This window comes from Aestuariibacter sp. A3R04 (assembly GCF_018860805.1).
Taxonomy (GTDB): Bacteria; Pseudomonadota; Gammaproteobacteria; order Enterobacterales; family Alteromonadaceae; genus Alteromonas.
Genome location: NZ_JAHKQR010000002.1, coordinates 291,073 through 305,233, shown reverse-complemented (window position 1 = coordinate 305,233; position 14,161 = coordinate 291,073). Strand labels below are relative to the sequence as shown.

Sequence of the window (14,161 nt, the reverse complement as noted above, 5' to 3'; positions counted from 1 at the left end):
GAGTTATGATTCATGGATTCGTACTCTTTTGTCAAGTTATTACACTGGCGTCTTCGACTATGGTTACTATTCCCGTTTCTGCGCGTTTTTTTCACTCAGTACCTGCTGGTCTTATTTTAGTGGCATTGCTGACCTGTTTTTCCATGTGGTGTGCCAGTTCACCGTTGTGTGAACAAATAGGACTGAGTAGTTTGACTATTGCCATTATTGCCGGGGCTTTGTTGGGGAATACCGTCTGGAACCGCACTGAACACTTCTTTTCCGGGGGTGTAAACATCGCCAAGCGTCACTTGTTAAAACTGGGGGTCATTCTGTTTGGCTTGCGTATTACATTCGCCCAAATTGGACAACTGGGTTGGCAAGGCGTGCTTATCGATCTGTTTATTGTGTTGAGTGTCATGTCCTTAGCGTTGTTTGTGGGCAAAAAGCTACTCAAACTCGATCTGCAAACTACGGTGCTAATTGGAGCTGGCAGTGCATTTTGCGGGGCGGCGGCAATTTTGGCTACCGAATCTGTGATTAAAGGGCAGGCCCACAAAGTATCACTGGCGGTGACAACTGTGGTGCTGTTTGGCACGTTGAGTATGTGTGTGTATCCGCTTCTGTATACACATATGGGACTCAGTGAAGATGCATTTGGCATATACACAGGTGCCACGATTCACGAGGTCGCTCAGGTAGTCGCAGCAGGCTCTGCGGTAAACGCTAATGTCGCAGATATTGCAGTGGTAGAAAAAATGATAAGAGTGATGATGCTGGCACCGTTTTTAGTGATGCTCTCGTTGTTTGTTAACCGCGACAACGACAATAAGCAATACACACCAGACAAGGGAAAACACATTCCTTGGTTTGCCGTATTTTTTATAGCGATGTGTGGGATTAATTCTATGCAGGTGCTGCCCGTTGAAGTGGTCAGTACTTTACTATTCGCTGATAATATTTTCCTTACCATGGCAATGGCGGCACTCGGGCTGCATACGCACCTGGCACCGGTATTGAAAGTAGGTGTAAAACCATTGGTTTTGGCTGGCTCTTTGTTTGTTTTTCTGCTGAGTTGCGGGTTTGTTCTATGTGTGTGGATATAACATCCTTACACCCTTCAGTCTGAGCTTGGCTTTTTTCCCTGCCTGCAGCATGCGTTAACGAAATTGTCAGACATGTACTTTGGGCTATTCACATATAAGTAACACGGTTGACATGAATTTATTAACAAAAATAAACATATGATGTATCATAACATATTATATTTTTTGTGGTGTCATGACCCGCTCGGGTAATGTTTTTGTCAATTGAGGTGAATAAAGCGCAATGGAAAGAACAAAATTTCTTAAAAATATAACCTTTTTTACCAGTGTTCTGCTGACGGCCATCAGTATGGGATGTACAGCGGCCGAAACAACTGTCAGCGAGGGAGCACAGTCCGCAATGTTCGAAGCGGTGGACCGGGATTTGCCACTGCCTAACGAGGATCTGCGCAAGTGGGACGTGGCGACAGTGGCTGATTTAGATCAGGATGGATTTCCCGATTTATTGCTTAATGATCACGGCTTCAGTGTCAAAATCCTGTGGAACAACAAAGGGCGGTTTCAAAAGCCCTATGATCTCATTATGGGAGATATGCACGGGATTACAGCTGCCGATTTTGATAAAGACGGCAATGTGGAAATTGTCATATCCCGAGGTGGTGGCTCAGGCAGCAATGCGCGTAATACAAAGTTATTTCGTGTTACACCGACGCGGGACATATTAAATGTGGCTGAATTTGATACGCCTTTGCCTTTTATGCGGGGCCGTACTGTGAAACTTGTTGACCTCGATGGCAATGGATGGCTTGATTTGATCAACTTTGCTTTTCCGTCAAAGGAAATGCAGGGACAAAGTGAAAACTACATATTCGAAAATACTCAAAATGGGCAGTTTACCGAGCATAGCCGTTTGCCACCCGTGTTCGGTGATGGCCAGAAAACCCTCATCACGGACATAAATCAGGACGGGTTGCCAGATCTGCTGTTATACGGCAATGGCGAGACGAAAGCATTTCAGGCTACCGCAGCTTTTCAATACGACGCCGTGAGTCATTCGGTATTCCCCTTTGCATTGACAGATGTTACCAGCATCAATGAAATTGATTACGACAACGATGGTGATTACGACTTATTCGTCACCCGTGCCAAAGAGCTTAAAGCCGGGCAAACGTTTTATGATCAGAAAGAACAGACGCTGGGGTACTACTGGAAACGTGGAGCCTACGTATTTCCCCCTTTTAAAGCCGGACCGGTAATCGAATTAGTCAATTTTCAAAGTCAGTGGCCATCTAAAGATTTACTCATTGGCGAATCTTCCTACCCCTATGCGTTCCCGGGAGAAACTCATATCGGACGGGATGTTCGGCTGGTGAATAGTGATGCTTTGGGCTTTCCCGATACACTTGATAAAAAAGGGGCCTATATTGGTTACATTGGGAATCAACAATGGCAGTTCGCGATAAATACTTTTTCTGTTTCTACCGGGGTTATTCACGGTGTTGAAAGTTTTCCGTCATCCCCTTTGCCGGAAGCGGCAAAAGACATTTTACTGGAAAATCGCGGCGGCAAATATGTCGATGTGACAGAGAAGCTGGGCCTTAGTTATTTACACAATACGGTGTCGTCGGCGATTGCCGATATTAATAATGACGGGTTCAGCGACATGGTGGTAATAAAGCAGGGTGATTTAATTCATCCAAATCAAGCGCTTGTGTATGTTAACCAAAAAGGCAAACAGTTCGTTGAACAATCCTTTCACGGTATTATTACACCTGAACTCGGGGCGCTTGGTTTAGGTATTGAACCCATTGACTACAACCTCGATGGTAAGGTGGATTTTCTGGTGGGCAACGAACGGGGACAATGGCATTTGTTTAAGAATACGCATGCCGGTGGAGATTATGTTCAAATCGCGGTGCCGACTTCGCCTGAACATCGCGTTCCAGCATTAGGTGCCAGTGTGTCAGTCACGGCTTGTCACTACACGCAGGTTAAACGGGTCGGGCAAACCTCGGCTGCCTATTCGCAAAGTGCAAACCCTGTTCTGCATTTCGGTATTGGTGATTGCGATAAACCCGTCCTGGTAACAGTTACATGGACTAATGGCGAAACGCTCGAGTTGACGGTGGATGATTTAAACAGCCTGGTTCGGGCGGAAGCCGATTAAGCGTCGACTTCTCAAGTATTTGCGACCCGCCATTTGACTGTTGGCTATCATGCATAGCGATGGCGGGAATAACAAAATCGTTTCAATTGCCGAGGTCACTCAGGCCTGCTACCATCGTTAGAGAATGACACGCCCGTGTCTATAATAATTAGCGTCTCAAAATAAGCAGCATTATGTCGAATCAGTATAATTCAGAAGCGATTGAAGTCCTAAATGGGTTGGAGCCGGTTAAACGCCGGCCCGGCATGTACACTGACACCATGCGCCCGAATCATCTGGGGCAGGAAGTAATTGATAACAGCGTAGATGAGGCCTTAGCCGGGCACGCCAGTACCATCAAAGTGATTTTACATGAAGATCAGTCGTTAGAAGTCATTGATGATGGCCGTGGAATGCCTGTGGATATTCACCCGGAAGAAAAAATATCCGGTGTGGAATTGATCATGACCAAGTTGCATGCCGGGGGTAAATTCTCCAACAAAAACTACGCTTTTTCCGGTGGTTTACACGGTGTGGGTATTTCCGTGGTTAATGCGCTTTCGACGCGGGTAGAAGTTGTTATACGCCGGAACAGCAATGTGTATCAAATCGACTTTGCCAATGGCGATAAAGTGGAAGAGTTACGGGTAATTGATACCTGTGGAAGACGAAATACTGGTACACGGGTGCGCTTTTGGCCAGATCCTCAGTATTTTGATTCTGCGAAGTTCTCTGTTTCACGTTTAGCCCATAACCTGCGGGCGAAAGCGGTACTTTGTCCCGGACTGCGCATTCGCTTCGACAACAAAGTCAGTGGTGAAACCACCGAGTGGTATTTCGAAGACGGTTTGAGAGATTATTTATATCAGGCGGTAAAAGAGTTTGAAACACTACCTTCAGATACGCCTTTCGTAGGTACTTTCTCCGGTAATACAGAAGCCGCTGACTGGGCGGTGATGTGGCTACCCGAAGGTGGGGAGTTGGTAACCGAGAGTTATGTGAACCTAATTCCAACCGCCCAAGGCGGCACCCATGTCAACGGGTTGCGACAAGGGTTGTTGGAGTCTATGCGCGAGTTTTGTGAATTTCGAAATCTTTTGCCAAGAGGTGTGAAACTTACACCCGATGATATTTGGGACCGTTGTGCCTATATTTTGTCGACGAAAATGCAGGACCCACAATTTGCCGGGCAAACAAAGGAGCGGCTTTCGAGTCGTCAGGCCTCCGCCTTTGTATCGGGCGTCGTCAAGGATGCGTTTAGCTTGTGGTTAAACCAACATACAGATATTGCCGAAGCAATGGCAGAAATGTGTATTAGCAATGCTCAGCGCCGGTTGCGACAAAACAAAAAGGTGGCGCGGAAGAAAGTCACACAAGGTCCCGCATTACCCGGCAAACTTACCGATTGTTCTTCTCAGGATATTAACCATTCCGAACTGTTTTTGGTGGAAGGTGATTCTGCCGGTGGCTCTGCTAAACAAGCTCGCGACAGAGAATTTCAGGCTATCATGCCTTTGCGTGGTAAGATTTTGAACAGCTGGGAAGTGGATTCCTCTCAGGTGCTGGCTTCGCAAGAAATTCACGATATCTCTGTGGCACTGGGTATAGACCCGGACTCATCAGACTTATCAGGGTTGCGTTACGGTAAAATTTGCATTCTGGCTGATGCTGATTCTGACGGTTTACACATTGCCACCCTGTTATGTGCCTTATTCGTAAGGCATTTCCGTGCACTGGTGAATGCTGGGCACGTTTATGTAGCTATGCCGCCACTGTTTCGTATCGACGTGGGTAAAGAAGTGTATTATGCGCTGGATGAAAGTGAGAGGCAGGGCATTTTGGATCGTATTGAAGCAGAGAAAAAACGCGGCAAAGTAAACGTACAACGTTTTAAAGGGTTAGGTGAAATGAACCCTATACAGTTGCGGGAAACCACGATGGATCCCAACACCCGTCGTTTGGTTCAACTGACCATCGACGACGATATCTCTATGATGGAAACCATGGATATGCTACTGGCCAAGAAGCGCGCCGGTGATCGCAAAACCTGGCTTGAAAGTAAAGGAAATATGGCGGAAGTGGTGCTGTAGGTAAAATTTTACTGTTCAGCCCCACGAACCACCATGTACAGCACGATAATTTATGGGCTAGTTCAGCAGACACTAGCCCGAATACTGTTTACGCGACCCGACGCTGCGCCTTGCGTCGCGCCCGGCTAAACGCCAAAGGCCCTAAACTCATCAACAATAATGCTAAACCTGAAGGCTCGGCTACTTTCACACCGCCGGCGTCTGCAGAACCAAAAGTGATATCATCATAGCCCGTCTGGTCAACTGTGCCACCGAAATCTATTGAGTATGCAGTACCGGCGAAGCTAGCGCCCACAGCCGTCCAGTTACAGAAGGTACCTGTAGGATCACCTGAACAGTTGTCAGTATGTTGTGCCGATAAATTTAGCGTCGCTAGTAGGTTGCCCGTCGCATTTAAACCGTCATACACAAAAACTGATGCAGTTGTAGACGATGAATAGAAAAATGAGAAGCCCGTGTCGAACCCAGGTGTATAATTTAGCACTGCAGTTCCTGTGAGGAAGAACATAACCGTATCACTGGAAGGTTCATTGGCAAAATTACCACCGCCTCCGGCATCTTGATCAACAAGGCCTAATGAGTTTGAACCAAACTGAATGCCATAATCGACGCCAGAGTTGCCCAGGCTATCCGTCCCACCATTGTAAAAATCATTTATATTCGCGTTGTTTCCGACGCCTTCAAAATCTAATACAATCACAGATGCATCTACTGTAGCCGCCGCGGCCGTTAATGCTGCTCCTGCAAGTACTCTAGCCAGTCGGCTTTTCGAGTGTTTAGTCATAATAAATATTCCATTGAGTTAACGAGTTGGCTTCACTGCACACTTTAAAAAGGCCTTTTTGCCTACAATAGCGACCTTGATAAGAATTCAGAAATCACAGTTTACGATGAAGTATTTAGCAATATCTATACCTACATGACAGTGTTTTAAAAACAATCACTTACTTGATTAGTTATATCGATGTGTATAATTTTTGGACATTTTGTCGCTAGAGTGTACGCTTTTAGCAAATTCGTTATTGTAGTGACAAGTCTCCGTTGCGTTCGCGGGCTCAATGCAACAGAACAAGTTAAACCAGCCGTTTCATATCAATGTGCGGAATGCCGTCATCCAGGTACATGGTAGACGTGGGCTTGAAGCCAAATTTTTCATAAAAGTGGGCAAGGTGTTCCTGGGCCCCAATTTCAATGGCAGTGTCTGGCCAAAGGGCAGTGCACTGGTTGATTGCCTCTTCTACAAGTTGATAGCCCAGTTTGTTTCCCCGGTGTTTTTCCGTGGTAAGTACTCTGCCAATACTCACTGAGGGGTAGCTTATTCCGGGCGGAAGTAATCTGGCGTAAGCAGCGATGTCGTCATTGCGGTAACCGATAAGGTGACGGGTTTCTGGGTGAAGGTCCTTATCGTCTAACTCGGGATAGGGACAGTTTTGTTCCACTACAAATACGTTCACCCTTGCTTGCAAAACGGCGTAGAGCTGATGAGTTGAGAGTTCATCGAAGCTAGCGCATTGCCACTTAAACATAATTTCGTCCTCTATTTTGATGTCGTGAATACAGTGCGCGGTTCATTTAGAGAAAGCTGGCGATTTCGTCCAAGCCTTTTTTCTGCCTTGCATGGGCTGGCACTGTCGCATTATCAGCCGGATAGCCTGCAACAATTAGCATGTATGCCCGTTCATTATCAGGGCGCTGACAAACTTCAGTTAGAAAGTTCATTGGCTTAGGCGTGTGGGTGAGTGTGGCTAACCCCGCATTGTGTAAAGCTGTAATAAGCATGCCAACCGCAATACCCACAGATTCATGGACATAATAATTCTGACGTTTCTCACCTGCCTCCGCTTCCCCTGATTTTTGGCTGAAAACGGCAATTAACCAAGGTGCCAGTTCAAGGTAAGGTTTATTCGCGTCAGTGCCTAAAGGCTTCAGATCATCCAGCCATTGTTGACCGGCGCGCCCTTCGTAAAAGCCCCGTTCGTGGGCTTCTGCCTGCTGCCGAATTTTCTTTTTTACCGAACTGGAATGAATGGCGGCAAAATGCCAGGGCTGATGATTCGCACCGCTTGGTGCCGTACCAGCCGTCAAAATACAGTTTTCGATAACCGCTCGGTCTACCGGTCGGTCGCTAAACTGGCGAACACTATGGCGTCGACGCATAGTTGATAAGAAGTCGGTACTGCGGGATAGCATGTCCTGTTCTGGAAACTCAATAAAATCGTCAAGGGGGGAGTGGTCGTGAGGTTGCATGGTTATTCTCTTGTTGTCGAGGCTTGTTAGTTAAACGCAGAGGCTTTGGTTTGGTAGTCTACATTCGTAAGTTTGACTCGCTCAAGTACAATCGTATTCGCGTTCCCTGTGAATAGGGTAAACAACTGAAGTAGCAGGTGGTAAGGCGGTAACTACAGTGTTATTGTTTTTGAAATCACTCGAAATGGCTAGAAGCCAATAGCATTGTTAGAAATACAAAACGGAGCGCAATTGCGCTCCGTTTGGATCTCGGTAAAAGAGATGTGGATTAGGCTTTACGGCGTAAGCGTAAACCCAGCAAGGTGGCTGCCAACAGGCCTAATGATGCCGGTGCGGGAACGCCAACTTGAGGGCCTGGCGTTGCTGAACCGAATGTAATGTCATCGAATGCAATTTGATCTGCTACACCGGCAAAAGAAACTGACTTTGCGGTACCACTAAACGATACGCCAACCGCTGAAAACGGGCAGAAAGTAGCACTGTAACCAGGACAACTTCCCGCATTGGGAGAAAGGCTGATTGTTGCAAGGAGGTTGCCTGTTCCGTCTACGTCATCGAACACCGACACAGAACCGGCTTGAGATACAGAAACATAGTTAAACGAAAAGCCAGTGTCAAAGCCTGCCGCTACGTTCATAATCGAAGCAGAGCCAGTGAGGAAAAATAAAGCACCTTCAGCTGAATCTGGTGCCATGCCGCCCCTTGAGGCATTGGAACAGAATTCTGTTGTGCTGTTAAGGCAAACTAACAATGAGTTGGCAGAAAAACTGATCCCGAAATCAGTACCACTAGTACCGATACTGGACGTGCCGCCATTGTAAAATTCCTGAATAAGGACATTGTTCGTATTGGGGTATGGGGCAATATTCTCGAAATCGAGAGATATCACGCTCGCTTGAGAGATCAAGCTGCACAAGCTTAACGTGGCTGCTGTTACAAGTTGTTTGATATTTATCATGAGAAACTCCGTACTACGTTTGTGTTCCCGTACTCAATGCCCAGGACTATGTATAGGTTTAAGCATGAATGGTGCCAATATGTAAGCTATTGTTAAATAGTATTTTTTTTAATCTGTTTTGCTTGTGCGTAAATTTTGTTGACAGTTTCTCGCTTACTTTGCGTTGAATTTCGCGTTTGCGCGATAAAGTGTCGCCGCGATATCAAAGATGGCGGTATGGTAGCTGTAGATAGGTCTAAACTATGCTAAGTTTGAAAGAAAGGAGAGATGTATGCCAGCGAAATCCGCCGTAACCGCTGCCACTAGAGCCATTTTGTTTGATCACGACGGTACACTGATCGATTCTGAACATGCCCATTTTGAAATCTGGCAAACCCTGGTTGCTAAGTATGGAGCCCATATCTCCGCCGATTTTTATTCTAATGTCATGGCAGGAATACCTGTGGCGCAAAATGCAATTGATGTGGTGAACACATTTACCCTTGCCGTGCCAGCAGAGAAACTGGCAGAAGAAAAGCACTTTTTAACAAGAGCATACCTTAAAGAGCAGCCATTTCCGCTGATGCCCCATGCGGTTGAAACACTGAAGAAATGCTATGACGCAGGGTTTCAACTGGCTATTGTTACCGGTGGTAGCGGTATATCTGTTGAGCGTACCCTTACTGCGCGAGGTATAAAACACATGTTTTCAGCTACGGTATCTGTGGAGGACGTTAAACACAGTAAACCCGCCCCGGATTGTTATCAATTGGCCATGAAGAAGCTTAACAGAAGCCCCTCGGAGTGTGTTGCTATTGAAGATACCGAGCACGGCATGCGCGCAGCTGTTCGCGCCGGCGTGCCTTGTGCGGTGATCCCTACGGTACACTCGGCTCATCACGACTTTTCCGATGCCACATCCAAGTATCATTCTTTACAGGCCTGGTACGCGAGGGAGTGTTAATCGTTCTGTTTCCTCGTTACAGTAACTCATGGCAAAGTCCTGTAACAGTTTTTTAGGTTCAGGAGTTGTATTTACTCCTGGATTCACCAAAAATAGCGGCTCAGAAAATAAGGGGCAAAAGCGTTGCGGATTGGTCGAAGTATACTTATTGCAGTAGTCTTGTTAATAGCGTTATTTATCAGCACTGTGGTTTTAATAGTGGAAACTTCGCCCTCGGTAGACGCAAAGGGCGCAGAGCAGTTGGCCGATGCTGATACGGTCCACGCCTTGCTGTCACAAATCGAATCGAGTATCCGCGATCGCCATCAGGCCCACGACATCGTTGTAAATCGTCAGCAAATAGATTCTATCGTCGGCTTTCTTCAACGGGCAAAGCCTGACTTTCGCGGTGCGGTGGCCATTGCGCCCGAAGGCACCAGAGTGCAATTTAGCGTTGCATTGCCAGTCGTTTTTTTTGATGGCTATTTGAACATCGATTCCACCGTATTACCGGCAGAACGCTTTTCGCTGGGCAACGTTAAAATCGGAGATCTTCGATTGCCTGGTGACATGGCTGTCAGCTTAGTTGAGTGGTTGGTTAATCGCTGGACCGACAGCGACATTGCGACCCAGGCTCGTCTGCAGGTAGAGCAGGTAAGTATGACACATGAACAGGTGGCTATTTCTTTGCAGCCACTGGACGGTTTTTTGAAGCAGCTCAATGAAGTTAAAAACGGCCTTTCCGTGGAACAGGATGACGGCTTGCGCGATCTGACTGCGTATTATTTGCGCTATATTTCCTGGCAGGACATTGCCTTGGCTGATACACCACAGCCCCTCACTGATTACATCCGTTTATTGATGAAGCGGGTAAAACAACGCAGCAACTCAAATAACGCCGTGGAACACAATCGCGCTGCCATTCTGGCGTTGGCCATTTTTGTTGGCCATCACAGGGTGGCTAATTTTGTTGGCGATGTGCAGCCTAACGCAGACAAAGCGTTAAGACCCGCATCACTACCTACCTTGCGGGGGCGAAACGATTTAGCCCGTCACTTTATTATTTCAGCTGCGCTTAAGGTACTTAGTGAACAGGGAGTTACCCTGGCAATTGGCGAGTTTAAAGAACTCATGGATAGGGCAATGGGGGGCAGCGGGTATTCTTTTGTCGATCTTACTGCTGACATGGCAGGTGTCGCTTTTGCAGATGTAGGTACCACACCGGCCACTGCCGTTGACTTTCAGATTAAGTTGGCCAGGTTACACCAGGAGGGGGACATTATGCCCCCCATCGAAGGTATTGTAGAAGGGTTGTCAAAAGCGGAATTTGTGGAACGCTTTGAAAAAGTCGATAGTGAAGCGTATCTACAGGAAGTCGAAGAAATTAAAACGCGTTTATCTGCCATACCCTTGTATCAGACAACCGGGCTTTAGTTTTTGCCAACTGACTGAAACTGGTTCAATGTTTTTAAAGCTAGCTCAATCTTCCTGATCAAAGGCGCCAGGCCGGCCTTGAACGTTTCGTCGTCTGTATCTTTTAATTCCTGCCAGTCCTGGGCGATTTCTTCGACGTAGGGTGAAAAGCGTTTGGCTTGGGTGGTAAACCCGCTGTCGTCGGCAAACACAGACTGAAACTTGCCTTTCTGTGCCTGTTGAAGGGCATCTAGCGTGGCATCAGCATCAATGGCTTTTCTGTATAATACCTGAAGAGTTTCGCGAAGTTGTTCGTTAATCGCCTGCATGACGTTCCTGTATATTGTGCTAAAGTTAATCAGAGTAAGGCCGATAACCTTCGAAGGTGGGCAATTCTGCCTACTTTTTCACTTTGCTACAAGTAACAAAGGAAACTGGTATGGATCTACAAGGTACAAGTGCCTCGGGAGCGTCCGGTGCGTCGCTTGAGTTGGCCTCTCTGAAAATGGCGAAAAGCCAGCAACAGGAAGAGGGAAAAGCAACGCTTCAGCTACTGGAATCAGCAGCTGACGTACCAAAACCGTCATCTGGAAATCCCTCGTTGGGCGCCAACGTTGATACCTACGCGTGATCTACGGATGAATATGTAAGTCGACAGGCGTTTTGCCGGGTTGGCCGCCAATCTCCCTGGTGAGTTTTGGTACCAAAAAGCCCGGTAGACGCTTTATTACTTGTGCTATTAGTTTTCGTGCTTTTTCGTCGCTGACTTCAAAATGACTCGCCCCTTGTACCTTGTCGAGCAAATACAAATAGTAGGGCAGTACGCCCGCATCGAAAACAGCCTCCTGTAAATCACATAGTGCGTCAGCACTGTCATTCACCCCTTTGAGCAACACCGCTTGGTTTAGCAGCGTCACTCCTCTGCTTCGCAGTGAATGCATGCGTGCTTTCAATGGCGCACTAATTTCATTGCTGTGATTGGCGTGCAAGACTAAAATTTTTTGTAGTGGCAAACCAGTAAACCATTGCTCGAAAGCACTGTCTATTCGTGACGGCATAACCACAGGCAAGCGCGTATGAATGCGAAGACGTTTTATATGCGGGATGGCTGCAAGGCGCTCAGCAAGCCAGGCAAGGTGAGTATCTTTAGCCATTAATGGGTCGCCACCAGAGAAAATTACTTCATTAATGTTGGCGTCTTTTGCGATATATTCGATGGCTGTTTGCCATTCCTGTTTACCCACCGCGTGGTCCTGATAAGGAAAATGCCTGCGGAAGCAGTAACGACAATTTACCGCACACCCGCCACGAATAATTAGCAATACCCGGCTTTTATATTTGTGCAGTAAGCCTTGTCCCGCGGTGTTGTGCTCTTCCAGAGGGTCGATACTGTAGCCAGGCGTTACCTTAAATTCTTCAGACAAGGGAATGACCTGGCGAAGCAGGGGGTCGTGCCAATTTCCCTTTTCCATTAGGGACGCAAAATGACGGGGAACCCGCATGGGGAATAGCCGACGCGCTGCACTGTGATGGGCGAGTTTTTCGCGGTCTAATTCCAGGTAATCTAATAATGCTTCTGGCGTGGTGTACGCCAAGGCTAATTCTTTTTGCCAGTTTGTCTCTACAGACAGCCGATTTTTAGGTATTATTTGCGCCACTTCGTATTTACACCTTTTTGTATGGGCAGAGAAAAATATGGCTACTTTCAGCACTAACGAATTTAAAGGCGGCCTCAAGATTATGCTTGATGGCGAACCTTGCAACATCCTGGAAAACGAGTACGTGAAACCCGGGAAAGGACAGGCGTTTAACCGAGTTAAAATCCGTAAGCTGATTTCCGGTAAAGTTCTGGAAAAAACATTCCGTTCAGGTGAATCAGTTGAAGGCGCAGACGTCATGGATACGGAACTGGCTTACCTGTACACCGATGGCGAATTCTATCACTTTATGAATAATGATACATTCGAACAAATTGCTGCGGATGAAAAAGCAGTAGGAGAAAATGTAAAGTGGCTGAAAGAAAACGACATCTGTACCATTACGCTGTGGAATGGCTCTCCGATTACCGTTACGCCCCCTAATTTTGTCGAACTGGAAATCACAGAAACGGATCCTGGCCTTAAAGGGGATACGGCGGGGACAGGCGGCAAACCGGCGACCTTGTCGACAGGAGCGGTAGTTCGAGTTCCCCTGTTTGTTCAGACAGGCGAAGTGATTCGCGTAGACACCCGTTCAGGCGAATACGTGTCTCGTGCACAGAAATAAACGCCATACTGAATAGCTTTTTAGTCATGCACGATTTGAGTGTGGCGATGTGTTAATGACACATCGCTATGCTCAGCAACAGAAAAAACCACACCTTATTTCACTTCATATGACTTCTTATCCTCACGCGTGGCAACCAACGGCAAGCCTTAAAAACCTGAAGGCCAGGGCGACACTGTTAAAGCAAATTCGTCAGTTTTTTGAAACACGGGACGCACTGGAAGTGGATACGCCGTTGTTATGCCATGGCACAGTGACTGACGTTCACCTGTCGGCATTCTCCAGCCAGTTTAGTGAAAGTCATACCGGTAAAATGGAAACTCTGTATCTTCAAACGTCACCTGAATATGCCATGAAGCGGCTGCTCTGCGCTGAATACGGCGATATTTATCAAATTTGTAAGGCTTTTCGACACGAGGCGGCTGGTCGTTATCACAACCCCGAATTTACCATGTTGGAATGGTATCGCCTGGGTTTTACCCATCGTGAATTAATGATGGAAATGGACGCGTTACTACAACTTACGCTGGGTACTGAACCGGCACAGAAAATTAGCTATCAGGCAGTGTTCCAGCAGCAGCTTGACATTGACCCACTTACCGCTAGTGTAGCCGAACTTCAGGCTGTCGCAATTGCACAAAATATCGATATGCCTTCAGGCCTGCCGAATGATATCGACACCCTGCTGCAATTGCTGTTTAGTTTGTCAATTGAGCCCGTTATTGGTGCTGACGTGCCTTGTTTTGTGTTCGGATTTCCGGTTAGTCAAGCGGCACTGGCCAGAGTGAATGAATCTGACGGGAGAACAGCCGATCGTTTTGAGGTGTATTTCAAAGGTATCGAGTTGGCCAATGGCTTTTTTGAGTTAGCAGACGGCCATGAGCAGCGACAACGATTTGTCCGAGACAACCTGCAGCGGCAACAACTTGGGTTGCCGGAATTACCCGTCGATGAATACTTTCTTAGTGCCCTTGACGGTGGTTTGCCCGATTGCGCCGGTGTAGCGATGGGAATAGACAGGTTACTGATGATAAAACTCAACGCGAAACATATCGAAGAGGTAATGACTTTTCCTATTTCCCGCGCCTAAATACA

The 14,161-nt window shown here is 47.0% G+C and carries 14 protein-coding genes; 8 read left to right on the top strand and 6 right to left on the bottom strand.

Translation table 11 applies throughout. The features are described 5' to 3' along the window. Positions 1-59: 59 nt before the first annotated feature. The 3 genes from KO518_RS04600 to parE all read left to right on the top strand — a co-directional run bounded on the left by KO518_RS04600 (position 60) and on the right by parE (position 5,261). Positions 60-1,085, top strand: coding sequence for a YeiH family protein (locus KO518_RS04600; protein ID WP_252735895.1), 1,026 nt, complete (start codon positions 60-62; stop codon positions 1,083-1,085). Positions 1,086-1,308: 223 nt separating this feature from the next. Continuing rightward, a complete protein-coding gene (locus KO518_RS04595; RefSeq protein ID WP_216024657.1) occupies positions 1,309-3,192 on the top strand; it encodes a CRTAC1 family protein in 1,884 nt (627 codons plus the stop codon). 173 nt (positions 3,193-3,365) lie between these two features. Beyond that, positions 3,366-5,261: a DNA topoisomerase IV subunit B gene (gene parE, locus KO518_RS04590; protein ID WP_216024656.1), complete on the top strand. Its 1,896-nt coding sequence runs from the start codon at positions 3,366-3,368 to the stop codon at positions 5,259-5,261. A gap of 88 nt (positions 5,262-5,349) precedes the next feature. On the opposite strand, the gene KO518_RS04585 is transcribed toward parE, so the two are convergent. The 4 genes from KO518_RS04585 to KO518_RS04570 all read right to left on the bottom strand — a co-directional run bounded on the left by KO518_RS04585 (position 5,350) and on the right by KO518_RS04570 (position 8,466). Next, positions 5,350-6,045 (bottom strand): PEP-CTERM sorting domain-containing protein, encoded by a 696-nt coding sequence (locus KO518_RS04585; protein WP_216024655.1) that lies wholly within the window; start codon positions 6,043-6,045, stop codon positions 5,350-5,352. A gap of 289 nt (positions 6,046-6,334) precedes the next feature. Next, positions 6,335-6,787 (bottom strand): GNAT family N-acetyltransferase, encoded by a 453-nt coding sequence (locus tag KO518_RS04580; protein WP_216024654.1) that lies wholly within the window; start codon positions 6,785-6,787, stop codon positions 6,335-6,337. A gap of 46 nt (positions 6,788-6,833) precedes the next feature. After that, on the bottom strand, positions 6,834-7,508 hold the full coding sequence (locus tag KO518_RS04575) for a nitroreductase family protein (RefSeq protein WP_216024653.1): 675 nt from the start codon (positions 7,506-7,508) through the stop codon (positions 6,834-6,836). Between the two features lie 268 nt (positions 7,509-7,776). After that, on the bottom strand, positions 7,777-8,466 hold the full coding sequence (locus KO518_RS04570; protein WP_216024652.1) for a PEP-CTERM sorting domain-containing protein: 690 nt from the start codon (positions 8,464-8,466) through the stop codon (positions 7,777-7,779). A gap of 271 nt (positions 8,467-8,737) precedes the next feature. Here KO518_RS04570 and KO518_RS04565 point away from each other — a divergent pair, with 271 nt between their 5' ends. Further along, the gene (locus KO518_RS04565; protein ID WP_216024651.1) at positions 8,738-9,409 is read left to right on the top strand and encodes an HAD family phosphatase; all 672 of its coding nucleotides are present in this window, start codon (positions 8,738-8,740) and stop codon (positions 9,407-9,409) included. 198 nt (positions 9,410-9,607) lie between these two features. Beyond that, positions 9,608-10,822: a hypothetical protein gene (locus KO518_RS04560; RefSeq protein WP_216024650.1), complete on the top strand. Its 1,215-nt coding sequence runs from the start codon at positions 9,608-9,610 to the stop codon at positions 10,820-10,822. Here KO518_RS04560 and KO518_RS04555 read toward each other — a convergent pair. After that, positions 10,819-11,130 (bottom strand): hypothetical protein, encoded by a 312-nt coding sequence (locus tag KO518_RS04555; RefSeq protein WP_216024649.1) that lies wholly within the window; start codon positions 11,128-11,130, stop codon positions 10,819-10,821. The genes KO518_RS04560 and KO518_RS04555 overlap by 4 nt on opposite strands. Positions 11,131-11,240: 110 nt before the next feature. Here KO518_RS04555 and KO518_RS04550 point away from each other — a divergent pair, with 110 nt between their 5' ends. Next, the gene (locus KO518_RS04550) at positions 11,241-11,432 is read left to right on the top strand and encodes a hypothetical protein (protein ID WP_216024648.1); all 192 of its coding nucleotides are present in this window, start codon (positions 11,241-11,243) and stop codon (positions 11,430-11,432) included. A 1-nt stretch (position 11,433) separates the two neighbouring features. Here KO518_RS04550 and epmB read toward each other — a convergent pair whose 3' ends face one another. Continuing rightward, positions 11,434-12,459: an EF-P beta-lysylation protein EpmB gene (gene epmB / locus KO518_RS04545; RefSeq protein ID WP_216024647.1), complete on the bottom strand. Its 1,026-nt coding sequence runs from the start codon at positions 12,457-12,459 to the stop codon at positions 11,434-11,436. A gap of 37 nt (positions 12,460-12,496) precedes the next feature. Between epmB and efp the strand changes: the two genes are divergently transcribed. Together efp and epmA are read left to right on the top strand one after the other, a co-directional pair. After that, a complete protein-coding gene (gene efp / locus KO518_RS04540; RefSeq protein WP_216024646.1) occupies positions 12,497-13,066 on the top strand; it encodes an elongation factor P in 570 nt (189 codons plus the stop codon). A 109-nt stretch (positions 13,067-13,175) separates the two neighbouring features. Then, positions 13,176-14,156, top strand: a complete 981-nt coding sequence (gene epmA, locus KO518_RS04535; RefSeq protein WP_216024731.1) for an elongation factor P--(R)-beta-lysine ligase — start codon at positions 13,176-13,178, stop codon at positions 14,154-14,156. Positions 14,157-14,161: the final 5 nt, after the last annotated feature.

Coding starts and splice junctions, on each gene's coding strand:
- KO518_RS04550 (WP_216024648.1), top strand. CDS start 11,241: ATGGATCTACAAGGTACAAGTGCCTCGGGAGCGTCCGGTGCGTCGCTT.
- epmA (WP_216024731.1), top strand. CDS start 13,176: ATGACTTCTTATCCTCACGCGTGGCAACCAACGGCAAGCCTTAAAAAC.
- KO518_RS04600 (WP_252735895.1), top strand. CDS start 60: ATGGTTACTATTCCCGTTTCTGCGCGTTTTTTTCACTCAGTACCTGCT.
- efp (WP_216024646.1), top strand. CDS start 12,497: ATGGCTACTTTCAGCACTAACGAATTTAAAGGCGGCCTCAAGATTATG.
- KO518_RS04595 (WP_216024657.1), top strand. CDS start 1,309: ATGGAAAGAACAAAATTTCTTAAAAATATAACCTTTTTTACCAGTGTT.
- KO518_RS04555 (WP_216024649.1), bottom strand. CDS start 11,130: ATGCAGGCGATTAACGAACAACTTCGCGAAACTCTTCAGGTATTATAC.
- KO518_RS04575 (WP_216024653.1), bottom strand. CDS start 7,508: ATGCAACCTCACGACCACTCCCCCCTTGACGATTTTATTGAGTTTCCA.
- KO518_RS04570 (WP_216024652.1), bottom strand. CDS start 8,466: ATGATAAATATCAAACAACTTGTAACAGCAGCCACGTTAAGCTTGTGC.
- KO518_RS04565 (WP_216024651.1), top strand. CDS start 8,738: ATGCCAGCGAAATCCGCCGTAACCGCTGCCACTAGAGCCATTTTGTTT.
- parE (WP_216024656.1), top strand. CDS start 3,366: ATGTCGAATCAGTATAATTCAGAAGCGATTGAAGTCCTAAATGGGTTG.
- KO518_RS04580 (WP_216024654.1), bottom strand. CDS start 6,787: ATGTTTAAGTGGCAATGCGCTAGCTTCGATGAACTCTCAACTCATCAG.
- KO518_RS04585 (WP_216024655.1), bottom strand. CDS start 6,045: ATGACTAAACACTCGAAAAGCCGACTGGCTAGAGTACTTGCAGGAGCA.